Below are 24,496 nucleotides of genomic sequence, written 5' to 3' on the forward strand. Positions count from 1 at the left end.
GATCAATACACCTAGCGCGTGTCTCCTTGATGGGTTGGTCAGTTGATCGGATGTGTCTGTCCGATTAGTGATCAGTGATGCGATGTGGCACCGGATCGAGCCGCTGATGCCGGCCGATCCAGTTCGCGGACGGCGGTGGGCCGACCACCGCCGCACGCTTGAGGCCATTGCGTGGAAGTACCGCACCAACTCGCCCTGGCGGGACCTTCCCCACGAGCTCGGCTCATTCCAGACCGCTCACAAGCGGCTGATCAGATGGGCTGTCGACGGCACCTGGGAGATGATCCTCGCCGCCGTCCTGGCTGCGGCGGACGCCGACGATGACATCGACTGGACGGTGTCGGTGGACTCCACGGTGGTCCGGGCCCACCAGCACGCTGCCGGAGCACTCAAAAGGGGGCGGCTCGCTGCGGTGAGCCTGCCGATCACGCGCTCGGACGCTCCCGCGGCGGGCTGAGTACCAAGGTTCACCTGGCCGCAGACGGCCGTGGGGCCCCTCGCCTTCACCGTCACCGCAGGCCAGGCAGGTGACGCACCCGCCTTCGAGACGGTGATGTCCCGCATCCGCGTGCCCCGCCCTGGTCCGGGAAGGCCCCGGACCCGGCCCCTGGCCGTTCTGGCCGACCGCGCGTATTCCTCACGTGCCATCCGCGCCCACCTGCGACGCCGGGGCATCCGTGCGGTCATCCCGCAGCCGTCCGACCAAGTCGGCCACCGCCTGCGGCGAGGCCGACTCGGTGGCCGTCCGCCCGGCTTCGACAGCGAGGCATACAAGCAGCGGAACACCGTCGAGCGGTGCATCAACCGCCTCAAGCAATGGCGCGGCCTGGCCACACGAACCGACAAACTCGCGATCGCCTACCAGGCCGCACTCCACCTCGCGGGCATCCTCATCTGGACCCGACGCTGGCCAAAGAGACAGAACCTAGCCCCCGCGCGGTCGCTGTCTCGTTCGCGTTCATCCGCCCTGCGGATCGTTTGGGCGCGCGCCCTGCTTCGAATCATCCGATTCACCATGCCCCTGCCAGGGCCGGGCGAGCCCGATGAGGGCGAGCCCTGCCGCGGCCACGGCGATCAGCATGATCAGCGCCATCGGCAGGGAGCTGCCCTCGCCGAAGAGTCCCACCAGCGGTGAGGCAAGAGCCCCGCAGAGGAACTGCAGGCCGCCCAGGAGCGCGGACGCCGCACCCGGAGCCACCCGGCCCAACGCCTGGCCGATGCTCATGACTCCCGGGAAGACAAGGCCGATGCCGCTGACCGTCACGAACAGCGTGATCCAGGTGCCCGCGAGGCTCTCGCCCACAACCACGACCAGCAGGACCTGCGCCAGTGCGCCGAGCGAGGAGAGGCCGACTCCGACCGTGAGGAGCGTGTTCAGGCGTACGCCCCGCCCCGCGAGTCGGGACAAGACCGCCCCCGGCGATGAGCATGCCGACGGCGTTGGCGGCAAAGATGAGGGAGTACGTCGTCGAGGAGACCCCGTGGAGGTTCTCGAAGACGAAGCTGGAGCCGCTGATGTAGCCGCTGGCGCGACCTGCTGACGCGGTGCGCGACCGCCGGGGTCGGTTCCCGCTCGGCAGGGCCGAGGGAACGGATCCCGGCGGATACCGCGCTCCGCGGTCGGGCGCCCGGACGGACGGTCCGGGTAGGGTAGGCGTTCTGCATCAGCTGCCGGAACTGGGCGGAGAACCAGTGTCCGGCCAGCGGCGCGTTCGGCAGCGCGCCCGTGGGGTTGTTGCCGTTGCGGGGGTTACCGCCGTACGTCGGGTCGCACATCCGGTCGAAGCCCTTGCCCTCGTCGTTGGGGATGGCGGCGCTGTTGCCGTCCGACTCCCCCGGCGGCTTGACCCACACGTAGGCGTCGATGTTGGCGGCCGGAGCCGCGGTCGGCCGTTCGCCGATGCCTGCGCCGCTCTGGTTGCACCAGTTGCCGGCGTGGATGCGCCGGTCGATGCGGCTGCCGTCGACGTAGCCGTCCACGGTGGTCTGCGGTCCGGGGCCGGTGGGCCGGGCGGAGCCGCCCCAGCCGTTGCGGGAGGTGTCGATCAGCATGCCGAGGCCGGAGTCGAATCCGGCCGCGACGAGCTTGTCGCGCAGCCCCTGGGCGAAGGACTGCTCGTCCACGTACTGGTTCCAGTCCACCCACTTCGACTGGCGCACGGTCTGGCCGTTCACCGTGTCGGTGACCTTGAGGTACGGCTCCTTGGCGGGGCTGTAGTTCGCGGTGTTGACGATGAAGCCCGCCACGTCGTTCACGCTCGCGCCGTTCGTCGTCGCGACCTTGGCGAACTCCTGCACCGCGGGGCCGAGGTTGCTGTCCCAGCCGAGCCAGCCGTGGTGGCCGGCGTCGATGTAGTTGTACACGTTCGGGATGGCGCCCAGCTTGTCCAGGGCGTAGGAGACGTGCATCGCCGTCACCGACTCGGGGTTAAGGATCATCCAGGCCGACGGATCCGTCCCCACGAACGGCGCTCCGAAGTCGTACCCCTCCATCTACAACGGCTGCCACTACACCAACTGCTCGCCCGGCACGAAGCTTCCCGCTCAGCTCAGCAACATCTCATCCGCGCCCTCCAGCATCTCGTTCAGCTATGCGGGCGACGCGACCTACGACGCCGCGTACGACATCTGGCTCGACCCCACTCCCCGCACCGACGGCGTGAACCGGACCGAGATCATGATCTGGTTCAACAAAGTCGGCCCCGTCCAGCCCATCGGCTCTCCGGTCGGCAACGCCAACGTGGGCGGGCGCGACTGGCAGGTGTGGTCCGGCAGCAACGGCTCGAACGACGTGCTGTCGTTCGTCACGCCGTCGGCGCTCAGCAGCTGGTCCTTCGACGTCACAGACTTCGCCCGGCAGGCCGTCTCCCGGGGACTCGCGCAGAATAACTGGTACCTGACGAGTGTTCAGGCCGGGTTCGAGCCCTGGCAGAACGGCGCGGGCCTTGCCGTGACCTCGTTCTCCTCCACCGTCAACACAGGCCCCTCCGGTGACCCCGGCCCCGGCCCCGGCGGCTCCACGGCCTGCAAGGTGGCGTACGCGACGAACGTCTGGCAAGGCGGCTTCACCGCCGACGTCACCATCACCAACACCGGCTCCTCTCCCCTCAGCGGCTGGAAGCTCGCGTTCACCCTCCCCTCCGGGCAACGGATCACCAACGCCTGGGACGCGAACCTGTCCGGGTCGTCAGGAGCTGTCACAGCGAGCAACGTGGCCCACAACGGAGAGGTGGCGGTCGGCGGCCAGGCCACCTTCGGGTTCCAGGGCACCTCCAGCGGAACCTTCGCCAAGCCCTCCGCCTTCACCCTGAACGACACTGCCTGCACAACCGTGTGACACACGCTCACCCTCCGGGGCCCCGCCTGGGGTCCTTCCCCACCGACCCGCAGGGTTCCGGAGGCCGCACAGCGCCCCTGGCACCACAGTGCTGCGCCCCCCTCTCCGCCGGAGAGGAGCGCTCCGCGACCGTGTCGGCGCGCATGCGGGCCGACGACACGGCTCGTCGGGCTGCCCCGGTCCATGGCCGGTTCGGAGAGGGCTCACTGTTGGCGGAGGCATCAGTGGCGGGCGAACTGGACCCCCGTCGGCTGCACCGCATCCGGCCGCAGAGCGATCCCGTTGAGGGTCAGTCGTTCTCCATAGATGTCGGTGAGTCTGATGGGGCCGCCGCACCCGCTGCCGTCCGGGGAGAGGAAGTAGTTGTAGTCGGTGCGGGCCAGTTGGCGCCAGGCGCCGCCGGCTCGGACCTCGAGCCGAGCGAGCGGGTTGCGGTGGCCGATCGCCTGAATGCCGCACCAGTAGGGGCTGGACCCGTTCTTGTAGCGGATCGAGATCGTGCCCGAAGTCTGGGGGCTCAGCAGGCTCCAGGTGATCGCGATCCTGCCCGTCGTGATGGGGGCCAATTTGGCGAAGGCCTGTTCGCTGAGGTCGAGTTGCCCCGGTGCACAGGGCAGAGGGCATTCGTTGGTGATCCGGACCATGACGGAGTTGCCGTTGGCCGCGTGGACGCGAACGTAGGCCCCGCAGGCCCTGGACGTCTGGTAGTCGGTGGTGTTCATCGCGGCGATCATCATGTCGCTGCTGGGGCCGTAGGAGCAGGCGCCGTCCCCGACTCCGGCCTTGTAGACGGTGGCGACCCCGGGGTAGGTGATCTGGGGCCGGATGCGTCTGGCCAGGGAGGTCGTGACGGGGGCCGTGCGCGGGGCGGCCGAGGAGGGCGACGGTGCCGCGGAGGGGGAGCGGGCGGATTTGGGTGTGGCCGCGGAGGCCTTCGGGCTCGCCGAGGTCGCCGAGGGGGACGGCGAGGACGACTTGTGCCCGGGGGTGGTCGGGGACGGGGTCTGCCGGGAGTCGGTGACGGCTGTGGCCGCGGCCGACGCGGTGTCCTCCTTGCGGTCGGGTTGCATCGCCACGACCAGGCCGACGAGAAGTGCCGTGACGGCCAGGCCGGTGGTGGTGCCGATCGTCAGCCGGCGTCTGCGCCTGCGCTGCCGCGCGGCCTGACGTGTTGTCTCGTGCATGTCCATCCGTTCGGAAGAGCGAGTCGGTGATGGACCACTCAGTGGCCGCCGGACGGGAAAAGGTTGCCGCCGATTTCGGACCGGTTCGCAGACGGGGACACCAGTGGCCGAACGGAGCTGCCGGGCACGGTACTCGCGGTCTCCGTGCTCCCGCCCTCGGACCTCGGGTGGGAGCACGGACTGCCTCGGACGCGCCCACTGCCTCTGCGGGGTGGCCATACCGGGTGCGCCGGGGTGGCGGCCCCGCGGCACGCCACCCCGGGCCCGCTCAGCCGACCTTGGTCATGTTCCACTGCTGCGGCGTACCGCTGTTGGGGGTCCACTGGATGATCTTGGTCAGGTCAGCGGTGTTGTTGGAGTTGTCCAGCGCCTTTCCGCTGTGCCGGTTGATGAGCCGGAACGCGCCGCCGCCCAGCGCGCTGATGGCCCACTGCTGCTGGTAGCTGCCGTTGTCGGTCTTCTGCACCATCACCGTGTTGTCGGAGGTGCTGTTGTTGTCGTCGAGGGCCTTACCGCTGCGGACGCAGACCAGCTTGTAGTAGCCGTGGCCCAGGTCGGTCACCGTCCACTGCTGCGGCGTACCGCCGTTGGGGATCCACTGGATGATGTCGGTGCCCTCGCCGCCGGAGTTGGCGTTGTCGAGAGCCTTGCCGCTCTGGGCGCAGACCAGCTTGTAGATGCCGTTGGCAAGGACTGCCGGCATGCCGTTGACCTCCACGCAGACCACGGAGTCGATCGCGCTGGGCGCCGTGGTCGGCACGCTGACGTTGATCTGCCCGCCGCTGACCCAGTAGTTGAGCGAGACGGTGGGGTTGTTCATCAGGTAGACGCGGTTGATCGTGTTGTACACCGCCGGGATCTGCAGGGTGCCGCCGGTGGGCCAGTTGAGGACGTGGGCGAAGAGCTTGCCGCTCTTCTTGGTGACCTTGCCCCAGGACGGCTCGGTCGCGAAGGGGCTGCCGCTGGTGCCGTGGATGCTGTCGGAGTAGGTGCCCATCCACGAGGCCAGGCCGTTCAGGACGTTCGTCGCCCCGGGGGTGACGTGGCCGTCGTTGGCGCTGCCGTCGCTGTTGAAGCCGCCGTCGGGGCCTATGTTCAGCAGGTAGTTGCCGTCCCGGGAGACGACGGTCACCATCTCCTGGATGATGGTCTGGGCAGAGCGGTACTGGTTCTCCTTGCCCGCGTTGTAGCCCCAGGCGCCGTTCATGGTGGCGCAGACCTCCCAGGGCCGGTCCTGCGGCGCGGCGGGGATACCGAACTCCGCGACCGAGTAGTCGCCGAGGCCGAAGTCCCGCTTGACGCGCTCGTTGACGACGAGGCCCGGCTTGCGGGCCATCAGCCAGGCGTAGAGGTCCTCGCCGTCGGGCTTGGTCCACCAGTCGGCGAGCGTGGGCGAGGAGGGGTTGCCGCACCAGTCGCCGTCGAACCACAGCAGGGCCGGGTCGTAGCGGTCCAGCAGTTCCTGGAGCTGGGCCTTCATGTCGTTGATGTAGCCGGTGCGGGCGGTCAGGGACGACATGTTGGAGAAGCCCCTGGCGCTGTCGCACGTCTGGGAGGGGTGGGTCCAGTCGAGGATCGAGTAGTAGAGCCCGAACTTGATGCCCCGGCTCTCGCACGCGGTCTTCAGCTGGGCCAGCAGGTCGGCCTGGAAGCCGTTGTAGTCGTGCAGGTTGTACAGCTTGGAGCCGGTGGTGTCGGTGAAGCCCGCGACGTTGGAGTCCCACATCGCGTAACCCTCGTGGTGCTTGGCCGTGATCACGACGTACTTCATGCCGGCGTTCTTGGCCAGGTCGGCGATGGTGTTCGCGTTGAAACTGGTCGGGTTGAACCCCTTGGTCACCTGATTCTGGTAGTTGGCCTTGGTCCAGTTCTCGACGCTGAACGCCCACTCGCCACGGCCGAGGTGGGAGTAGGACCCGAAGTGGATGAACATCCCGAACCGGGCCTGGTACCACCAGTCCATCTTCGACGCGACGGAGTAGGCCTCGGCGGGGGAGGCCCACAAGGCCTGCGGCAGACCGAACGCCACGGTACCCCCGGCGAGGGCGGCGGCCTTGATGAGGGAGCGTCTGCTGAGGGAGGCGGAAGACATCGTGCGGCTCCTGGAGGGTGAAGGACACAGGGTGTCGGTGACTGCTGGTCCGCTCCCCGCGCAGACGGCGGAGTGCGGCGGCTCGTGTCCGGTGGGCTCAAGCCGACTCCCAGGGACATCGGATGTATTAACAGGCACTCCTCCCCCTCTTGTCTAGAGCTAAGACGAAGAACTGGCGAAGTCCCGCTTTGGGGTACCGGAATGGAGAGCCGTCGACCAAATACATCGGATGAAAGTCGAGGTCTGATCAGAGGGCGGATATGAGCACGGCTCCGCAGCGCCGCCATCGGGCCGCGCTGCGGAGCCGTACCGTTTCCGTGCCGCTGCTACGCATCCTCCAGCACGACGATGTCCAGCGTCCTCGGCCCGTGCACGCCCTCGACCCGGTCCAGCTCGATGTCGCTGGTGGCCGACGGGCCGGAAATCAGGGTCAGCGGCCGGTCCGGATCGAGCAGGCCCATCGCCTCGGGCACGTCGGGAGCGATCTGGTCCGCCCGGACCACGCAGATGTGCTGGTCCGGCAGCAGGGTCAGAACCCGCCGTCCCTGGCCCGGACCGTGGTCCAGGGTCACGGTGCCGGTGACGGCGATGGCGACGGCGACGGTGGTGACCACGGCGTCCGCCGCGTCGAGTTGTCCGACGGACAGCGGCGGGACATCCGTCAGCAGCGACCACCCTCCCTCCGGGACCAGCCCCTCGGGCAGCCCGGGCGGCACCACCACGGACCGTGCTCCGGTGCGGGCCAGTGCTCGGGCGACGGCGGCCGCGGCGGCGCTCGCCGGGACACGGACCACCGTGACGCGGTACTCTGCGGCACGCTCGGCGAACAGCCCGACGACGTCCGGTCCCGCATGGTCGGCACGGCGACCGGACGAAACGGGTACGGCGTCGGGGTCCTCGGAACCGGGTACGCCGGACAGCGCCCCCCGAACAGCGCTCAGGACGCTCTCGCGGCCGCTCATCGTCGTACCTTCCCCTCCGTCGTCGTGCGACGGTCCTCGCTCGTGGGTGTTCTCGTACGGCGCCACCAGGCGCGCAGCGACTCGCGGGCAGGTGCCGGAGTGTCCCGGGTGCCGGACCAGCGGGCGAACGGAGGGGGCAGGGCGCCGATCCTGCCGTCGCGGGCGATCAGCCGGCCCCCGAAGGCGGCGAGCCGTTGTACGGCGGCCAGCCGTCGCGGTGAGGACAGCACAGCGCCCGCCGCCTTCATGGCGAGCGCCTCGGGGGTGGGCAGCAGCCGGTCCCGGCGTTTGGCCTCGACGGCCTCGGCGCGCAGGTGGACCAGCACCTCGGGAATGTTGATCTTCACGGGGCAGGCGTCGTAGCAGGCACCGCACAGCGTCGAGGCGAAGGGCAGGGAGGCCGCGTTCTCGACGCCGACGAGCTGCGGGGTCAGGACGGCGCCGATCGGGCCGGGGTAGACCGAACCGTAGGCGTGGCCGCCGGTGCGCTCGTACACCGGACAGACGTTCAGACACGCCGAGCAGCGGATGCAGGCGAGGGCCTGGCGGCCTACCTCGTCGGCCAGGGTCGCACTGCGTCCGTTGTCGAGCAGGACCAGGTGGAAGTTGCGGGGACCGTCGCCCTCGGTGACACCGGTCCACAGCGAGGTGTAGGGGTTCATCCGCTCACCGGTCGACGAGCGGGGCAGCAGCTGAAGGAAGACCTCCAGGTCCGCGAAGGAGGGCAGCACCTTCTCGATGCCCATGACGGTGATCAGGGTCTCGGGCAGGGTCAGGCACATCCGCCCGTTGCCCTCCGACTCCACGACCACCACCGTGCCGGTGTCGGCCGCCGCGAAGTTGGCACCCGAGACGGCGACCTTGGCCCGCAGGAACTTCTCCCGCAGGTGGAGCCGGGCCGCCTCGGCGAGGTCGCGGGGCTCGTCGGTGAGTCCCTCCGGGGCCGGCCTGCCCCACTCTCCCATCTCCCGCCGGAAGATCTCCCGGATCTCGGAGCGGCCCCGGTGGATGGCCGGCACCAGGATGTGGGAGGGGCGGTCGCCGCCCAACTGCACGATGAGTTCGGCCAGATCGGTCTCATAGGCGCGGATGCCGGCGTCCGCGAGGGCTTCGTTGAGGCCGATCTCCTGGGTGGCCATCGACTTGACCTTGACGACCTCCTCCTCGCCCGTCGCCCGCACCAGGGCGGTCACGATGCGGTTGGCCTCGGCGGCGTCGGCCGCCCAGTGGACGACTCCGCCCGCGGCGCTCACCGACTTCTCCAGGCGCAGGAGGTGGTGGTCGAGATGGCGGAGGGTGCGACGCTTGACCTGCGCGGCCGTCTCCCGCAGGTCCTCCCAGTCCTCCAGTTCGGCGGCGACCGCCAGCCGCTTGTCCCGGATGGTCCCGGTCGCCCGGCGCAGATTCGCCCGCAGCCGGGTGTCGGCGAGTGCGGTGCGTGCCGCCTCGGGGAAGGCCGGAGTGCCCAGCCATACGACGTTGTCGGCACCGCTCACCGTGCGTCCCCTTCCGTGGCGGCCAGGATCTCGGCCAGGTGCATCGTGCCGACGCCGGTACGGAGGCGGGACAGTCCGCCGCCGATGTGCGTCAGGCAGGAGTTGTCGCCCGCGCACAGGAACTCGGCCCCGGTGTCCTGCACATGGCGCATCTTGTCGGCGAGCATCGCGTTGGAGACATCGGCGTTCTTCAGCGCGAAGGTGCCGCCGAAGCCGCAGCAGGACTCCGCCGCGGGCAGCTCGACGAGGTCGATGCCCCGCACGGCGCGCAGCAGCCTGAGCGGTCGGTCGCCGACGCGCAGCATGCGCAGCGAGTGGCAGGTCGGGTGGTAGGTGACGCGGTGCGGGAAGTACGCGCCGACGTCGGTGACGCCGAGGACGTCCACGAGGAGCTCCGACAGCTCGTACACCGTCGGCGCCACCTGCTCGACCGCCTCGGTGAGGGCGGCGTCGCCGTACTGGGCCGCCACCACACGATGGTGGTCGCGCACCATGCCCGCGCAGGACCCCGAGGGGGCGACGACGGCGTCGTAGCCCGCGAAGACCTCGGCGAAGCGGCGGACCATGGGCAGGGTCTCGGGACGGTAGCCGGTGTTGAAGTGCATCTGGCCGCAGCACGTCTGGCCCTGCGGAAACTCCACGCTGTGGCCGAGGCGCTCCAATAGCGCGGTCACGGCCTTACCGGTGCGGGGGAACATGGTGTCGTTGAAACAGGTGATGAAGAGAGCTATGCGCATGGGGCTTCCTGGTGCGGGGCCGGACGGGTGGTGACGGACAGGTGACAGGTCCGCACGGCCATGCCGGTGGCGATCACCTCGGGGTACGTGACGGCCGGCCGGCGGACAGGGCAGTCGGAGCCGAACGGTGACCGCCCGAGTCCGAAGGCGTCCAGCACGGTGCAGGCGTACGGCGTGAGGACCCCGACGGACCAGGAGCGGCGGCCGGCTTCGGTGCCCATGCCGGAGAGTTCGCACCCGGTGTCGGGGAAGGGGACGGATGCCGGCCGCGCGGGCCCGAGGTGCCAGGTCGGCGCGGGCGAAGTCGCACCGCGGCGCGGCGAGTTCCGCTCCGCTGAGCCGGTCCTGGTCGCGGACGGACAGGTCCCGCACCTGGTGACGGGCGTCCACGATGCCGGGCCCGGCCTCCGCTCCGGTCACAGTTCCCACACCACCGGCAGTGAGGCGTCCGCGTCCGGGTCGCCGTAGCCGTGCACGACGTCGAGCAGGGTGGCCGTCCGGGCCCGCCGGGCGAGGTTCCCGGGCAGTGTGCCGGGTTCGGTGATCATCGCCCCGCCCCGGTCGGCGGCGGTGAGCTCCTCGGGCACCTCCCGGTGCACGGCGTCGTACTCCTCGGTTCGGCGGGCCCGGACCTTGGTGAACGGGGCGAGCTTCATGACGGATCCTTCGGCGCCACGGCCTCCCCGACGGGCGCGGCCTTCCCGATCGGCGCGGCCGCGGCCGCGGGAACGGGGACGTGCGGGGCCAGCAGACCCTCGGCTCGCAGTTCGTCCCACAGGGCGTCGGGGATCGGGCGAGTGAGCTGTTCCACCGTGTCGTGCACCTCGTGCGGAGACCGCGCGCCGGTCAGCACGCTCGCGACCGCGGGATGACCGAAAGGAAGGCGCAGCGCGGCGGCACGCAGCGGCACGCCGTGGCGTTCACAGACCGCCAGCAGCCGCAGCGCCCGGTCGAGAACCGGCTGCGGAGCGGGCGCGTAGTCGTAGGTGGCGCCGGGCCGGGGCGCCGTCAGCAGCCCGGAGTTGAACACCCCGCCGGTGACGACGCTCCGGCCGCGTGCGGCCGCCTCCGGCAGCAGTTCGGTGAGCCCGTCCTGCTCCAGGAGGGTGTAGCGGCCGGCCAGCAGCACGACGTCGATGTCGGTCTCGCGCACGAACCGGGCCGGCAGCGCGGACTGGTTCATCCCGACGCCGATCGCTCCGATCACACCTTCGGCACGCAGCCGCTCCAGCGCCGGATACGCCTCGCGCAAGGCCTGCTCGGCGTGGTCGTCCGGGTCGTGCAGCAGGGCCACATCGACGCGGTCGACGCCGAGGCGTTGCAGGCTGGCCTCCAGGGAGCGCAGTACTCCGTCGGCGCTGAAGTCCCAGACCCTGCGGTGGATGGCGGGGACGGCGAAGCCGTTGGCGAGGTCGTCGCCCGCGCCGCCGTCCGGGTTCGGCACGAGGAGCCGGCCCACTTTGGTGGAGAGGGTGTAGGTGTCGCGGGGGCGGTCGCTGAGCGCGGCGCCGAGCCGCCGTTCCGACAGGCCGAGACCGTAGTGGGGCGCGGTGTCGAAGGTGCGGATGCCGGCGTCCCAGGCCGCGTCCAGCGTGGCGCGGGCGGCCTCGTCGCTGACCGGGTGGAACAGGTTGCCGAGGGCGGCACAGCCCAGCGCCAGTTCCGAGACCGGTACCGCGGTGCCGCCCAGCCTGGTGGTCCTCACGGCCGGTCCACCGGGCGCAGCCGCAATCCCTGCATGCCGCCGTCCACCGCGAGCGCGGTGCCAGTGACGGACGCCGCGGCCGGACTCGCCAGGTAGACGATGGCGGCCGCCACCTCGTCGGCGGTCACCAGGCGGCCCATGGGCTGGCGGGCGTTGAGAGCGGCGCGCTCGGCCTCCGGGTCCTCGGCGGCGTCCAGCAGCCGGGCCACCCAGGGGGTGTCGGCGGTGCCGGGATTCACGCAGTTGACGCGGATGCCCTCGCGGACGTGGTCGGCGGCCATGGCCAGGGTGAGCGCCAGCACGGCACCCTTGCTGGCGGAGTACAGGGCACGCTGCGGCAGTCCCGCGGTGGCCGCGATGGAACAGGTGTTGACCACGGACGCGTGCGCGGACCGACGCAGATGGGGCAGGGCCGCGCGGGTGGTGCGGACCATGCCGAGGACGTTGACGTCGAGAACGCGGTGCCACTGCTCGTCGGGGTTGTCCTCGACGGTGCCCACCGCGCCGATGCCCGCGTTGTTGACGAGGATGTCGATGCCACCGAGCCGCAGGGCCGCCGTCTCCACGGCGGCGCGCACGGAGGCGTCGTCGCCGACGTCGGCCTGGAGTCCGAGCAGCGGTTCGGCGACGCTGCCCGGATCGAGGTCGACCACGGCCACCGCCGCGCCCTGCGCCGCCAGTGCGCGGGCCGTGGCCAGCCCGATACCGGACGCGCCTCCGGTGACGACGGCTCTGAGGCCTGCCAGACCGGTCATGCCACGTCCTTCTGTACGGTGCGGTCGGCCACCCAGAACGTCCCGTCCGGGTAGCTGTACTCGGTGATGGACTCCTGCCGCATGGTGGCGGAGAAGCCGGGGGTCAGCGGCGCCGTGTAGTGGCCGTCGCGGATCACCACCGGTGCGATGAAGTGCTGGTGGAGATGGTCGACGTACTCGATCACGCGGTTCTCGGTGGTGCCGGACAGCGCCAGGTAGTCGAACATCGACAGGTGCTGCACCAGCTCGCACAGCCCCACTCCGCCGGCGTGCGGGCAGACCGGCACCGCGAACTTGGCGGCGAGCAGGAGGATGGCGAGGTTCTCGTTGACCCCGCCGACCCGGGCCGCGTCGATCTGCAGGACGTCGATGGCGCCGGCCTGCAGCAGCTGCTTGAAGACGATGCGGTTCTGCACGTGCTCGCCGGTGGCGACCTTCACCGGGCCGACCGCCTGCCGTACGGCGGCGTGGCCCAGGATGTCGTCGGGGCTGGTGGGCTCCTCGATCCAGTACGGGGCGAACTCGGCGAGCGCCTTGGTCCACTCGATCGCCTCGTCCACGTTCCAGCGCTGGTTGGCGTCGATGGCGATGCGGATGTCGTCGCCGACGGCGGCACGGGCGGTGCGCAGCCGGCGGATGTCGTCGCTCAGGTCGGCGCCGACCTTCAGCTTGATCTGGGTGAACCCGTCGGCCACGGCCTGCTTGGCCAGCCGGGTGAGCTTGTCGTCGGAGTAGCCGAGCCAGCCCGGGGAGGTCGTGTAACCGGGGTAGCCGCGCTTCAGCAGGACCGCCTCACGCTCGGCGAGGCCGGTCCGGCCCTCGCGCAGGAGGGTGAGGGCGTCCTCGGGGGTGAGGGCGTCGGCGATGTAGCGGAAGTCGACCTGGGAGACCAGCCACTCCGGGGAGGCGTGGGCGAGCAGCTGCCACAGCGGCTTGCCGTCCCGCTTTGCGGCGAGGTCCCACACGGCGTTGACCACGGCGCCGATCGCCATGTGCATCACGCCCTTCTCGGGTCCGAGCCAGCGCAGCTGGCTGTCACCGATGAGGTCGCGGCTGACTGAGCCGGGGTCGGCGCACAGCTCCTGGACGTCACGGCCCATGAGATGGGGCCGCAGCGCGTCGATCGCGGCGACCTGGACGTCGTTGCCGCGTCCGATGGTGAAGGTGAAGCCGTGGCCTTCGTGTCCGTCGCGGGCGTCGGTGCGCAGCACGACGTAGGCGGCGGAGTAGTCGGGATCCGGGTTCATCGCGTCGGAGCCGTCCAGTTCCCGCGAGGTGGGGAAGCGGACGTCGTAGGTGTCGACACCGGTGACCCGGGCGGAGGTTGCAGTCAAGGTGGTGCTGCCTTTCACGCTTGGGCGAAGGTCTGGCGCTGGCCGCCGAGGCCGTCGACGGAGAGCTCGACGGTGTCGCCGGGGCGCAGGAAGGGGTTGCCGGGAAGGCCCAGGGCCACGCCCGCGGGCGTACCGGTGTTGATCACGTCGCCGGGCTCCAGGACCATGTACTGACTCAGGTACGCCACGAGGTGGTCGACCGGGAAGATCATGTCGCCGGTGTGGCCGTTCTGCCGCTTCTCACCGTTGACGCTCAGGTGCAGGCCGAGGTTCTGCGGGTCGCCGACCTCGTCCGCGGTGACCAGCCAGGGACCGAGCGGGTTGAAGGTCTCGCAGGACTTGCCCAGGTCCCACTGCGAGGAGTACTCCAGCTGGAACTCCCGCTCCGAGACGTCATGGCTGATCGCGTATCCCGCGATCACGTCGCGCGCGGCCTCGGGGCCGTCGAGGTAGCGGGCCCGCTGTCCGATGACGACGGCGAGTTCGACCTCCCAGTCGGTCTTCACCGACCCTCGCGGGATCAGCACCTCGTCGTAGGGGCCGACGACCGTCCCAGGGTCCTTCATGAACACCACGGGGCGCGGGGGTATGGCCGCGCCGGTCTCGGCGGCGTGGTCGCGGTAGTTGAGCCCGACGCAGATGACCTTGCCGGGCCGCGTGACGGGGGCGCCGACTCTGAGGCCGTCCGCGTCGAGCTCGGGGAGCTGCCCCGCGGCCACGGCCGCGCGGGCCCGGTCGACTCCGCCGCTCGCGAGGAAGACGCCGTCGACGTCCGGGGTCACGGAGGACAGATCCAGCAGTCGGCCCTCGTCGGTGCGGACCGCCGGCCGCTCCTCACCGGGGGCGCCGAGGCGTAGCAGTTTCACTGGGGGAGCTCCCTTGTCGTGCGAGTGTCGTCTCGGAGGTGGTCGGCCGTCGGCCGGGCCGCCTGCGATGCGCCGGACAGGAGCCCCGGGAGGGCGTCGATCCCGCGCTTCGCCAGTCATCGGATGAATGGCGGCACGGTGACCTTAGAACCAGAGATCGTGTCTGGGCAATGGATTCCTCGGATGTATTTGTTCGGCCTTGCGGGTCAAGCGTCCTCGACGTGCCGATCTTCCGTGGTCGCACACGACCGGACGGTGGGTGCATGACACGCCATCCGATGAATCCAGAGACGGCCCACGGCCTCGCCTCCGCTGGTCAGAGCAGGGTCAACTGGGGACGAGTGGGCATATGGACGAGCTGCTCTACGGGGATGCGGCACCGGGATGTGCCTCCGGTGTCGCATCGTGAGCGACCCGCGGCGCGTCGCCTCTCACCCCCAGATTCAGTGAAGGTGCAGGCCAGGTGGGAGCCGACGCGGCACCGGGAGGCCGGAGCGGCACCGCGGCGCCCGGGGCGCGATGTCCGGAAAATGTCTGGCGGCGAAGTCTTGTCAACGGCGGCAACGTCGTCGTAACGTCCTGGTCGTCCGAGATACATCGGAGGAATGGCTGCAACGTCAGTGCGTCCGTCTCGGCCCGCACCCGGCCGGTCGCTTCGCCTCCGCATCTCGGTCCCCGGCTGACCCTCACACCCGCCCCTCTCAGGGCCGAACTGCGCGTCCTCCGCGCCGGATCGGCACCTGCCCATCCTGCGACCTCGCCCCTTCCCCAGGCAGGTACAAACCCCTCCCACCGTCGCCCTGCGGCCCCGTGCCCCTGGCTAAGGAGAGAACCCGGCCATGAAGCTCGCTCACACCCGCTCCACCGCCGCAGCCGCCACCGTCCTCGCGGTGCTGACCCTCGCCACCGCCTGCAACCGCGAGAGCACCACCTCGGTCGCCTCGGGCGGCGACAAGTCCACCATCGGCATCGACCTGCCGCGCTCCGACTCCGACTTCTGGAACTCCTACGCCGAGTACGTGAAGAAGGACGTCAAGACCGACGGCATCAACGCCCTGCCGCTGAGCAACTCCCAGAACGACGTCACCAAGCTGGTCGCCAACGTGCAGGTGTTCCAGAACACCGGCGCCAAGGCCGTCGTCATGGCCCCGCAGGACACCGGCGCGATCGCCTCCACCCTCGACACCCTCGCGTCGAAGAAGATCCCCGTGGTCAGCGTCGACACCAGACCCGACAAGGGCGAGGTCTACATGGTGGTCCGCGCCGACAACCGGGCCTACGGCACCAAGGCCTGCGAGTTCCTCGGCAAGCAGCTGGGCGGCAAGGGCAAGGTCGCCGAGCTGCAGGGCGCGCTGGACTCGATCAACGGACGTGACCGCTCCGAGGCCTTCGCCGAGTGCATGAAGACGAAGTTCCCGAAGATCAAGGTGTTCGAGCTGCCCACCGACTGGAAGGGCGACGTGGCCTCCGCCAAGCTCCAGTCGCTCCTCGCCCAGAACGGGGACCTGAACGGCATCTACATGCAGGCCGGCGGCGTGTTCCTGCAGCCGACCCTCGCCCTGCTGGAGCAGAAGAACCTGCTCAAGCCAGCCGGGCAGAAGGGCCACATCAGCATCGTCTCCAACGACGGCATCCCTCAGGAGTTCGACGCCATCCGCAAGGGCCAGATCGACGCCACGATCTCCCAGCCCGCCGACCTCTACGCCAAGTACGCGCTGTACTACGCCAAGGCCGCGGCCGAGGGCAAGACCTTCAAGCCGGGTACCACCGACCACGACTCCACCATCATCAAGCTGCCCAACGGCCTGGAGGACCAGCTGCCCGCGCCGCTGGTCACCAAGGACAACGTCGACGACAAGACCCTGTGGGGCAACAACGTCGGCTGACGACCGTCCGTTCCCGGCCGCCGCGTCGGGGGGAGCGCGACCCAGCCCCCCACGCCCGACCCGCCCCACCCCGCAGGCCCGGGTGTCCGCCCGGGCCTGCGAAGCCCCAGCCTCCGACACGAAGGACGGAATCCACCATGGCGGACACCGCGACCGCCCCGGCGACAGGCCCCGGCACCCAGGCCCCGGTGGCCGAGGCGACCGGCATCAGTAAGAGATTCGGCGCGACAGTCGCACTGCGCGACGCCCGTATCACCGTCGCCCATGGCGAGTCGCACGCCCTGGTCGGACGCAACGGCGCAGGCAAGTCGACGCTGGTGTCCGTCCTCACCGGTCTCCAGCAGCCCGACACCGGAACCCTGCGCTTCTCCGGTGAGGCCGCGCCCGCCGTCGGCGACATCGACGCCTGGCGCTCCCGCGTCGCCTGCGTCTACCAGCGCTCCACCGTCATAGGCGACCTGACCGTCGCCGAGAACCTCTTCCTGAACCGTCAGAGCGGCAAAGCGGCGCAGCCCATCCGCTGGAAGCAGCTGCGCCGACGTGCCGAGGAACTGCTCGGCGAGTACGGCGTCGCCGTCGACCCCGCCGTCCGGGCCAAGGAACTCACCGTCGAGCAGCGGCAGTTCGTGGAGATTGCACGGGCCCTGTCGTTCGGCGCGCGCTTCATCATCCTCGACGAGCCGACCGCCAAACTCGACGCCCGCGGCATCGACCGGCTCTTCGAAAAGCTCCGCGACCTCCAGCGCCAGGGCGTCGCCTTCCTCTTCATCTCCCACCACCTGCAAGAGGTCTACGACCTCTGCACCACGGTCACGGTCTACCGCGACGCGAGCCACATCCTCACCGCGCCCGTCGCCGATCTCGGCCACCAGGCACTGGTGGAGGCCATGACCGGTGAGTCCGCCTCCAAGGTCGCCGCCACCGCGGGCGGCCCCCGGACCGCGCGGTCCGACGCCACGGAACTGCTGACGATCGACGACCTGACGCTGCCCGGCGTCTGCGAGGGCATGTCCCTTTCGGTCCGCTCCGGTGAGGTCGTGGGGCTCGCCGGCGCCACCGCCAGTGGCAATGTGCAGGTGGGTGAGGCCATCGCCGGTCTGCACCGCGCCAGGACCGGCCACATCTCGGTCGGCGGCAGGACCGTGCGCACCGGCAGCGTGCCGTCCGCGCTCACCGCCGGAGTCGGGCTGGTCCCCGAGGACCGCCACCTCCAGGGACTGGTCAACAACCGCAGCGTCGCGGAGAACGCCACGCTGACCGTCACCGACCAGCTCGGCCCGTTCGGCACCGTGCTGCCCGCCCGCACCAGGGCGTTCGCCGGGCGCATGATCCGGGACCTCGACATCAAGACACCCGGAGCCGCCACCCCGGTCTCCGCGCTCTCCGGCGGCAACCAGCAGAAGGTCGTCGTCGCCCGCGCCCTGGCCACCGACCCTCACGTACTGGTGGCCATCCGCCCCACCAACGGCGTGGACGTCAAATCCAAGGAGTTCCTCCTGGGCCGCATCCGGCAGATCGCGGACGACGGCAAGGCCGCGCTGATCGTCTCCGACGAACTGGACGACCTCAAGGTCTGCGACCGCGTCGTCGTCATGTTCCACGGGCGCGTGGTCGCCGAGTTCGACCGCGGCTGGAAGGACGAGGACCTCGTCGCCGCCATCGAGGGAATCGCCGACGACACTCCCCTCGCCACCACGTTCCCCGTAACCGCCGTATCCGCCTCATCCGGCGCAGACGAGCACGGAAGGTAGTCATGTCCGCCACCACAGATCTCACCGAGCCCGCAGTGAGCACGGCCGAACCGGCCGCCGCGGACGCCACCCGCCGCCGGGTCGACCTCGGGCGGTTCCGTGAACTGTCCCTGGTCCCGGCGATCCTCGTCCTGGGCCTGATCGGGTTCATCGTCTCGCCGGCCTTCCTCACCGCCGACAACCTGATCGGTGTGGCTCAGCAGTCCACAGAGCTGAGCCTGCTGGTGCTCGCCACGACCTTCATCCTGATCTCGGGGCGGATGGACCTCTCCCTCGAATCCACCATCGGCGTGGCCCCGGTCATCGCCGTATGGCTCGTCCTGCCGACCAGCGGCGGCCGGTTCAACGGGCTCGGCCTGCTCCCCGAGTGGACCGCGGTCCCGCTCTGTCTGCTGGTCGGCGCGCTGATCGGCGCCGTCAACGGCTTCCTCATCCTCAAGCTGCGTCTCAACGGCTTCATCGTCACCCTCGGCGCCCTGACCATGCTCCGCGGTCTGCAGGTCGCCCTCTCCCAGGGCCAGTCCATCGTCGAACTGCCCTCCTCCTTCACCTACCTGGGCAAGACGTCCTGGCTGGGCGTGCCCGCCGCCATCTGGGTGTGCGCGCTGCTCTTCGCCGTCGGCGGCGGTGCGCTGGCCTGGCTCCGGCACGGCCGGGCGCTGTACGCGATCGGCGGCAACGCGGAGGCGGCCCGCACCGCGGGTATCCGGGTCGACCGCATCGTGTGGATCGTCCTCATCCTCGGCAGCGTCCTCGCCGCGTTCGCCGGCATCCTCTACAGCGGCCACTACGGCTCCATCTCCGCCACTCAGGGCAGCGGCTGGATCTTCCAGGTCTTCGCCGCCACCGTCATCGGAGGCGTCAGCCTCAACGGCGGCAAGGGATCCGTGTTCGGCGCGCTCACCGGCGTGCTGACCCTCCAGCTGGTCGTGAACGTCATGACCCTGGCCGGCGTACCTCCGCTGTGGAACCAGTTCCTCAATGGCGCCATCATCATCGTCGCTCTGATCATCTCCCGCTTCGCCTCCGGCGAGAAGCAGGAATGACCACGGGCCGTCGGCGGCCTGCCCCCTCAGCAAGCTCGGGCAGAGCCGCCGACCGGCACACCCCCCACGCAGAGAGGCACGCTCGTGGCACTGACGGACGAGGCGATCGACAAGATCAAGGCGATGATCGTCGACGGCGAACTCGCGCCCGGCTCGCGACTGCCCAAGGAGGAGCTGCTCGCCGCACAACTGGGCCTGTCCCGCAACTCGTTGCGCGAGGCGGTCCGTGCGCTCACCGCCATGCGCATCCTGATCACCCGTCAGGGCGACGGCACCTACGTGTCCAGCCTGGAGCCCCACCTGCTCCTGGAGAGCCTCTCCTTCGCCGCCGACGTGTCCCAGGGGCGTGCGGCTCTGCAGTTGCTCCAGGTACGACGCCTGCTCGAACCGCAGGCGACCGGGCTGGCCGCCACGCTGCTAAAACCGGAGGACCTCAAGGAACTGCGCACCATCCTCGAACGGTCCCGGACCGTCGCCACCGTGGAGGAGTTCGTCGCCCACGACACCGCCTTCCACCTCAAGATCGTCGAAGCGGTGGGCAACCCCGTGCTGTCGATGCTGTTGCAGGTGGTCTCGACCCGCACCCAGCGGGTCCGCATCGTCCGTGGCAGCCAGGCCAGTGATGCCCTGAACAATGCCCACGACGACCACGAGCAGATCCTCAGCGCGCTTCAGTCACGTGACGCCCTGCTCGCCGCCGCCGCGGCAACCGTGCACATCACGGCCGTGGAGCGTTGGCTGGCCGCCAGCCTGACCGATGAGCCGATGCAGACGATCGACGACTGACTCGGCGCCCACCCCGGTCCGTGTCCGGTTCCGCTCCAGGGTCAGCCCCGACCGCGTCCGCCGGTCGGGGCTCGTGCGGGTCTAGCGCAGCACGGACAGATCGACGGCGTTGGCCATGGCCTGCATTCCGGCGTCGTTGGGGTGCAGATGGTCACCGCTGTCGTAGGCCGGGAGCATCTGCGCGGGGTTGTTCGGGTCCCGGACCACCGCGTCGAAGTCGACGACCGCGTCGAACGCCCCGCTGGTGCGGATCCAGTTGTTCACCGTGGTCCGGACCGCGGCCTGGGCGCTGCTCTGCGTGGAGTGGGGCAGCATGGTGCCGCCGATGATCCTCACGCCGGCGGCGTGAGCCTGCGTGATGATGTTCCGGTACCCGTTGATCAGCTGGTCGGCGGTGAGGGAGGGGGTGCCGTTGACGTCGTTGATGCCCTCCATGAAGATCACGTCCCGTACGCCCGGCTGGCCGAGGGCGTCGTGTGCGAACCGGTCCACACCCGCGGGGCCCTGGGGATCCCAGCCGGTCGCGCGGAGGACCATGTTGCCCGAGATGCCCGCGTCGGCGACGGCGAGCCGCTGGCCACCGCTCTCCGACTGCAGCCGGGCGGCCAGCCGGTCCGGCCAGCGCCGGTTGGCGTCGGTCGTGGTGTCGTACCCGTCGGTGATGGAGTCGCCGAAGGCCACCACGGTTCCGGTGGTCACGGCGGCCGGCACGACGTCCACACCCGACAGGTAGTGCCAGTTCCACATCGAGGTGGTGAAGTTGCCGGCGGCGTCCTCGCCGGCGTGGTTGCCGGAGCCGGCCGCCGAACGGTACGAGGTCTGGAAGGCGTCACGGTGGAAGGTGGAGGCGCCCGTCGTGCCCCGCAGGTACACGCTCACCAGGAGGTCCTGCCCTGCGGTGACCGACATCGGGATGACGTCGCTGATGAGTTCCGCCCCGGCGGCGACGGTGGGGTTGCCGGATCTGCCGAAGGTCACCGTGCGATGGGTTCCGGGCACCGCGGCGGCGCCGCTGGAGCGGACGGCCACGTCGACGGCGCCGACGGACAGAGCGGTGGTGCTGTGCAGGTTGGACAGACGGATCCGCACCCCGGAACCGGCGGCGCTGGTGTGGACGACCATGCGCAGGGTCTGCTCGGAGAAGGAGTCACCGCCGGCGGTCATACCGGGTCCGAAGGCGACGGCCCGGGGGCGTTCGGTGAGGCTCCACTGCTGGTTGGTGTTGCCGTTGCACGGCCACTGGATGAGCGACGTCCCGTCGGCCGTGGAGCCACCGGGGACATCGAGGCACATCCCGCTGACGGCCGACACGATCGCCGAGCCGCTGAAGGTCCAGCGCTGGTTGGAGCCGCCGGTGCACGGCCACTGGATGACGTGCGCTTCCGCGGCGGTGGAAGCGCCCTTCACGTCCAGGCACTTGCCGCTGTTGATGTTCACCAGCGAGAACGAACCGTCTCCGCCCGCGACGGCCTGCCACAGCTGGCTCGGGTCCCCGGAGGCGGTCTTCTGCACCACGTCCGCGGCGTCGGCCTGCGAGCCCGAATCGACCTGTGCGTTCTTGCCGCTGTGCGCCACCGTCAGCGCGTACACATGGCCGTCCTGCGGTCCGGTGGCGGCAGCGGCCGGGGCGACCGGGACGAGCGACAGTCCAAGGACGGCGAGTGCCGCGGCTCCCGTGGCGGCCGTCCTGTTCACGCGTCTTCTCATGAGCCCTTCTTCCACGTTGTCCCTCTCCTCATCGGTCCCACGGTGATGACGCGGCCGCCGTGCGTTCCCGCCGGGCCGACCGAAGTCCGGCCCGGCGGGAACTTGTTCATTCCTGGCACGGCGGCTGCCGCGTCACCGGAAGGTGGGTGTCCGGGGCTGCGGGCGCCGTGAGGCGGACCGCAGCCGGTGCGTCGGCTCGGATCAGCTGCGGGTCCACTGCTGATTGGTACCGGCGTGGCACGAATACAGCTGGAGCTTGGTGTTGTTGGCGGTCGCGCCGTCGATCGCGTCGACACAGAGGCCGGACTCGACCCCCACGACGGTGCCGTTGGAGTTGACGGTCCACTGCTGGTTGCCGCCGCCGTTGCAGGACCAGATCTCCACGGGCGTGCCGTTGGAGGTGCCGTGGTCCTTCGCGTCCAGGCACTTGTCCCCGAACACCCGCAGCTCCTTGGCCGGGGTCAGGGTCCACTGCTGGTTGTCGCCCCCGTGGCAGTCCCACAGTTGCGGCAGGGTGCCGTTGGTCTGGTTGTAGCCCGGCACATCGATGCAGCGGCCGGAGCCGACGCCGACGAGCTTCGTGGTCGACCCGATCGACAGGTTGTCGAGCTGGCCCGTCTCGCCCTGGCTGTTGCCGTAGCCGGCCTGCCCCGCGGTGTAGGTGCTGTCGTTGACCGAGCCCGCCTTCACGCCGTCGATCCACGCGGTGATGGTGTTGCCGTAGAAGCCGAGCCTCAGGTTGTGCCAGGAGTTGGTGCCCAGCGCGGTGGCCGTACCACTGGCCAGCGTCACGAAGTTGTTGTCGGTGTTGTTGCGCAGGATGGACCAGGCACCGGTGTCACTGACCCGCAGGTAGTAGCCGTTCAGGCCCTCCGGACCGAACGAGTGCTGCCAGGTGGCGCGGCCGATGAGCTCCGTGTAACCCGCCTTCTCCAGCAGTACGTCGCTGGAGACCTGGTAGTCCTTCCACCCCAGGTCACCGAAGAGCGCGTAGGGGTGCGACAGGGTGGCCCAGGTGATGGGCGCCTGTGCCGACATCTGGCGGACGCACTTTCCGGCCCGCCCGCCACCGCAGCCCGCGACCTCGTAGGCGCCCTGCTGGTCCTGGACGTACTTGGCCTCGGTGCCGGTGCCGTAGCTCTCGTAGGAGTCGGCGTACGGAAGCGCCAGGGAGCCCTTCGCCGGACTGACGGCGCTGCCCTTGCCCTGCCCTGTCGTGGTCGTGATGGTGTACACGTACCCCGGCTGGACGGTGAGCGAGTAGGCGCCCCCGGAGGGGGTGATGTCGTTGAGGCGCACCATCGCGGTCGACGGGTCGGTGGAGTTGACGTTGGTCGACCAGACGTGGACGGTCCCGGTGGACAGTCCGCCGGTCACCGTGAAGTTGAGCGTCTGCGCCGCGGAGGCCTGCGTGGTCTCGACGATGGTGCTGTAGTCGGTGTTGTTGGTGGACTTCAGCGTCACGTAGCTGCCGTTGGTGGCGCTGCCGCCGATGTAGCCGGTGGAGCTGTCGAGGTACTTCCAGCCCGGCGAGGTGAACTGGGTGGTCTGAGCGGTGACCCACATGCTCTGGCCTGTGGAGTACCAGCCGGACCAGGGCTGGTTGGCGACCATCAGGCCCATCGTCGAGTAGGGCAGGTTGGGCGTCATGGCAGCGATGACCGGCCAGTTGATGGTCGCGGTCATCCTGCCGTCGATGTAGTCCCGGTTGTTCGCGCGGGCCATGGCCGCGGCGCCGCTGTTGTAGTCCTGCGAGCCGTTCTCGCTGGCCCACAGCGGCTTGCCGGTGGCCTTGGCGTTGGCGGAGCTGGGGCAGGAGGTCTGGGGCGTGCCCCAGCCGCACGGGTAGTGGGAGCCGATGACGTCCACGGCCGAGTTGAACGTGGAGTCCTTGAGCATGTCGTCGGCGATCGCCCAGCCCTGGTCGTCCGAACCCACGATCTTGACCGAGGAGTAGCCGGCCTGGTTGAGCGCCGAACGCAGGTCCTTGTACCAGCCGACCTGGTAGCCGCGCTCGTTCCAGCCGCCCAGGTAGCTGATGTTCAGCCCGTGCGACTTCGCGCAACCCAGCCAGGTGGTCAGGTAGTTGATCATGTCTGTGGACCAGAAGTTGCCGCCGCCGATCCAGCCCGGTGCACCCCAGGACAGGGCGGCCAGCTTGATGTTGGGGTTGCGGGCGACCGCCTGTTCCATCAGCCAGAACTCGTAGCCGGCGCTGCAGTTGATCGTGCCCCTGGTGTGCTCGATGCTCTTCTCGGCGCCGCTGGTCGAGTTGGTGTCACCGCCGATCTCCGTCTTGAGGATCTGCAGGTTGGCGCCGTAGCCGGGCTTGAAGAGGTAGTCCAGGATCTGGCTGCGCTGCGGCTCCGGGTAGTCGATCAGCAGTCTGCTGTTGCCCCCGCCACCACTGATGGCGCCGATGCCGTCGAAGGTGCGGCCGGCCGAGGTGCCGTCGAGCGTGATCGAGGTCGCCGCCTGGGCCGGGACGGCGGCGAGCACCGATCCCATCATGGCGATGATGAGTGCGCTCACCATCGCAAGCATCCGATGTTTGACTGTGGAGTCGCGTAGGGGTGCCGAGGACCTGCGGCGGCTGTCGCGCCTGATGGGCGGATGCGAGGGGGTCAACATTCCGTTCTCCCTGACATGTTCGATGGTGACGGGTTTCGTTGAGGAAGGAGACTGATGGACCGGCGGCTGGTCTAACGCTCAAAAGGTACTCACCTGCGAAGACGTTGCCCAGGCGAGTGGCGGCCCGCTCACTGTCCGTCCGACTTTCGCCCGGTCGACGCTGAAGGTATTGTGCGAATCTGTTCAAGGTCAATGCTTATGACGCATCAGGTGACGGTTGG

At 69.7% G+C, this 24,496-nt stretch carries 18 protein-coding genes and 3 pseudogenes; 6 read left to right on the top strand and 15 right to left on the bottom strand.

The genetic code is table 11. From position 1 onward, the window contains the following. Positions 1-52 precede the first annotated feature (52 nt). A pseudogene (locus IF54_RS41665) lies at positions 53-904 on the top strand (IS5 family transposase); the annotation flags it as partial. Positions 905-958: 54 nt separating this feature from the next. On the opposite strand, the gene IF54_RS39960 reads toward IF54_RS41665, so the two are convergent. Together IF54_RS39960 and IF54_RS0134645 are read right to left on the bottom strand one after the other, a co-directional pair. Then, on the bottom strand, positions 959-1,408 hold the full coding sequence (locus IF54_RS39960) for a hypothetical protein (protein WP_234439134.1): 450 nt from the start codon (positions 1,406-1,408) through the stop codon (positions 959-961). Continuing rightward, positions 1,375-2,403: pseudogene (locus IF54_RS0134645) on the bottom strand (glycoside hydrolase family 6 protein); the annotation flags it as partial. The gene IF54_RS39960 and the pseudogene IF54_RS0134645, both read right to left, overlap by 34 nt. Position 2,404: 1 nt before the next feature. On the opposite strand from IF54_RS0134645, the pseudogene IF54_RS0134650 reads away from it, so the two are divergent. Continuing rightward, positions 2,405-3,337, top strand: a pseudogene (locus IF54_RS0134650) (GH12 family glycosyl hydrolase domain-containing protein); the annotation flags it as partial. A gap of 221 nt (positions 3,338-3,558) precedes the next feature. Here the strand turns inward: IF54_RS0134650 and IF54_RS0134655 are convergent. The 11 genes from IF54_RS0134655 to IF54_RS0134705 form a co-directional block, all read right to left on the bottom strand. Continuing rightward, positions 3,559-4,521, bottom strand: coding sequence for an expansin EXLX1 family cellulose-binding protein (locus tag IF54_RS0134655; protein WP_051735655.1), 963 nt, complete (start codon positions 4,519-4,521; stop codon positions 3,559-3,561). A 268-nt stretch (positions 4,522-4,789) separates the two neighbouring features. Then, positions 4,790-6,613, bottom strand: coding sequence for an alpha-L-fucosidase (locus IF54_RS0134660; RefSeq protein ID WP_030326141.1), 1,824 nt, complete (start codon positions 6,611-6,613; stop codon positions 4,790-4,792). 326 nt (positions 6,614-6,939) lie between these two features. After that, positions 6,940-7,575, bottom strand: a complete 636-nt coding sequence (locus IF54_RS0134665; protein ID WP_030326143.1) for a LutC/YkgG family protein — start codon at positions 7,573-7,575, stop codon at positions 6,940-6,942. Continuing rightward, a complete protein-coding gene (locus tag IF54_RS0134670; protein WP_030326145.1) occupies positions 7,572-9,071 on the bottom strand; it encodes a LutB/LldF family L-lactate oxidation iron-sulfur protein in 1,500 nt (499 codons plus the stop codon). Before IF54_RS0134670 ends, IF54_RS0134665 begins: the two co-directional genes overlap by 4 nt. After that, entirely contained in the window at positions 9,068-9,808 is a 741-nt protein-coding gene (locus tag IF54_RS0134675) for a (Fe-S)-binding protein (protein WP_030326147.1), read from the bottom strand. The genes IF54_RS0134670 and IF54_RS0134675 overlap by 4 nt, the downstream gene beginning before the upstream one ends. After that, the gene (locus IF54_RS0134680; protein WP_051735649.1) at positions 9,799-10,029 is read right to left on the bottom strand and encodes a hypothetical protein; all 231 of its coding nucleotides are present in this window, start codon (positions 10,027-10,029) and stop codon (positions 9,799-9,801) included. Before IF54_RS0134680 ends, IF54_RS0134675 begins: the two co-directional genes overlap by 10 nt. A gap of 195 nt (positions 10,030-10,224) precedes the next feature. Next, a complete protein-coding gene (locus IF54_RS0134685; protein WP_030326151.1) occupies positions 10,225-10,464 on the bottom strand; it encodes a hypothetical protein in 240 nt (79 codons plus the stop codon). Next, positions 10,461-11,513 (bottom strand): aldo/keto reductase, encoded by a 1,053-nt coding sequence (locus IF54_RS0134690; RefSeq protein WP_030326153.1) that lies wholly within the window; start codon positions 11,511-11,513, stop codon positions 10,461-10,463. Before IF54_RS0134690 ends, IF54_RS0134685 begins: the two co-directional genes overlap by 4 nt. Next, positions 11,510-12,268: an SDR family NAD(P)-dependent oxidoreductase gene (locus tag IF54_RS0134695; protein WP_030326155.1), complete on the bottom strand. Its 759-nt coding sequence runs from the start codon at positions 12,266-12,268 to the stop codon at positions 11,510-11,512. Before IF54_RS0134695 ends, IF54_RS0134690 begins: the two co-directional genes overlap by 4 nt. Continuing rightward, a complete protein-coding gene (locus IF54_RS0134700; protein WP_030326157.1) occupies positions 12,265-13,602 on the bottom strand; it encodes an L-fuconate dehydratase in 1,338 nt (445 codons plus the stop codon). Before IF54_RS0134700 ends, IF54_RS0134695 begins: the two co-directional genes overlap by 4 nt. A gap of 14 nt (positions 13,603-13,616) precedes the next feature. Further along, entirely contained in the window at positions 13,617-14,468 is an 852-nt protein-coding gene (locus IF54_RS0134705; protein WP_030326159.1) for a fumarylacetoacetate hydrolase family protein, read from the bottom strand. An 839-nt stretch (positions 14,469-15,307) separates the two neighbouring features. On the opposite strand from IF54_RS0134705, the gene IF54_RS0134710 reads away from it, so the two are divergent. The 4 genes from IF54_RS0134710 (at position 15,308) to IF54_RS0134725 (ending at position 19,937) form a co-directional block, all read left to right on the top strand. Further along, positions 15,308-16,354 (top strand): sugar ABC transporter substrate-binding protein, encoded by a 1,047-nt coding sequence (locus IF54_RS0134710; protein ID WP_030326161.1) that lies wholly within the window; start codon positions 15,308-15,310, stop codon positions 16,352-16,354. Between the two features lie 137 nt (positions 16,355-16,491). Continuing rightward, on the top strand, positions 16,492-18,105 hold the full coding sequence (locus tag IF54_RS0134715; protein WP_051735650.1) for a sugar ABC transporter ATP-binding protein: 1,614 nt from the start codon (positions 16,492-16,494) through the stop codon (positions 18,103-18,105). A 2-nt stretch (positions 18,106-18,107) separates the two neighbouring features. Beyond that, on the top strand, positions 18,108-19,151 hold the full coding sequence (locus IF54_RS0134720) for an ABC transporter permease (RefSeq protein ID WP_030326164.1): 1,044 nt from the start codon (positions 18,108-18,110) through the stop codon (positions 19,149-19,151). Between the two features lie 84 nt (positions 19,152-19,235). Then, positions 19,236-19,937: a FadR/GntR family transcriptional regulator gene (locus IF54_RS0134725; RefSeq protein WP_030326165.1), complete on the top strand. Its 702-nt coding sequence runs from the start codon at positions 19,236-19,238 to the stop codon at positions 19,935-19,937. Between the two features lie 81 nt (positions 19,938-20,018). Here the strand turns inward: IF54_RS0134725 and IF54_RS0134730 are convergent, their stop codons facing one another. Together IF54_RS0134730 and IF54_RS0134735 are read right to left on the bottom strand one after the other, a co-directional pair. Continuing rightward, complete coding sequence (locus IF54_RS0134730) at positions 20,019-21,644, bottom strand: RICIN domain-containing protein (RefSeq protein ID WP_078852205.1); 1,626 nt, start codon at positions 21,642-21,644, stop codon at positions 20,019-20,021. A gap of 201 nt (positions 21,645-21,845) precedes the next feature. Continuing rightward, entirely contained in the window at positions 21,846-24,188 is a 2,343-nt protein-coding gene (locus IF54_RS0134735) for a ricin-type beta-trefoil lectin domain protein (RefSeq protein WP_051735651.1), read from the bottom strand. Positions 24,189-24,496: the final 308 nt, after the last annotated feature.

It is taken from the genome of Streptomyces sp. NRRL B-3229 (assembly GCF_000719505.1).
Lineage (GTDB): Bacteria > Actinomycetota > Actinomycetes > Streptomycetales > Streptomycetaceae > Streptomyces > Streptomyces griseorubiginosus.

Coding starts and splice junctions, on each gene's coding strand:
- IF54_RS0134655 (WP_051735655.1), bottom strand. CDS start 4,521: ATGCACGAGACAACACGTCAGGCCGCGCGGCAGCGCAGGCGCAGACGC.
- IF54_RS0134660 (WP_030326141.1), bottom strand. CDS start 6,613: ATGTCTTCCGCCTCCCTCAGCAGACGCTCCCTCATCAAGGCCGCCGCC.
- IF54_RS0134665 (WP_030326143.1), bottom strand. CDS start 7,575: ATGAGCGGCCGCGAGAGCGTCCTGAGCGCTGTTCGGGGGGCGCTGTCC.
- IF54_RS0134675 (WP_030326147.1), bottom strand. CDS start 9,808: ATGCGCATAGCTCTCTTCATCACCTGTTTCAACGACACCATGTTCCCC.
- IF54_RS0134680 (WP_051735649.1), bottom strand. CDS start 10,029: ATGGGCACCGAAGCCGGCCGCCGCTCCTGGTCCGTCGGGGTCCTCACG.
- IF54_RS0134685 (WP_030326151.1), bottom strand. CDS start 10,464: ATGAAGCTCGCCCCGTTCACCAAGGTCCGGGCCCGCCGAACCGAGGAG.
- IF54_RS0134695 (WP_030326155.1), bottom strand. CDS start 12,268: ATGACCGGTCTGGCAGGCCTCAGAGCCGTCGTCACCGGAGGCGCGTCC.
- IF54_RS0134710 (WP_030326161.1), top strand. CDS start 15,308: ATGAAGCTCGCTCACACCCGCTCCACCGCCGCAGCCGCCACCGTCCTC.
- IF54_RS0134715 (WP_051735650.1), top strand. CDS start 16,492: ATGGCGGACACCGCGACCGCCCCGGCGACAGGCCCCGGCACCCAGGCC.
- IF54_RS0134720 (WP_030326164.1), top strand. CDS start 18,108: ATGTCCGCCACCACAGATCTCACCGAGCCCGCAGTGAGCACGGCCGAA.
- IF54_RS0134730 (WP_078852205.1), bottom strand. CDS start 21,644: ATGAGAAGACGCGTGAACAGGACGGCCGCCACGGGAGCCGCGGCACTC.
- IF54_RS0134735 (WP_051735651.1), bottom strand. CDS start 24,188: ATGCTTGCGATGGTGAGCGCACTCATCATCGCCATGATGGGATCGGTG.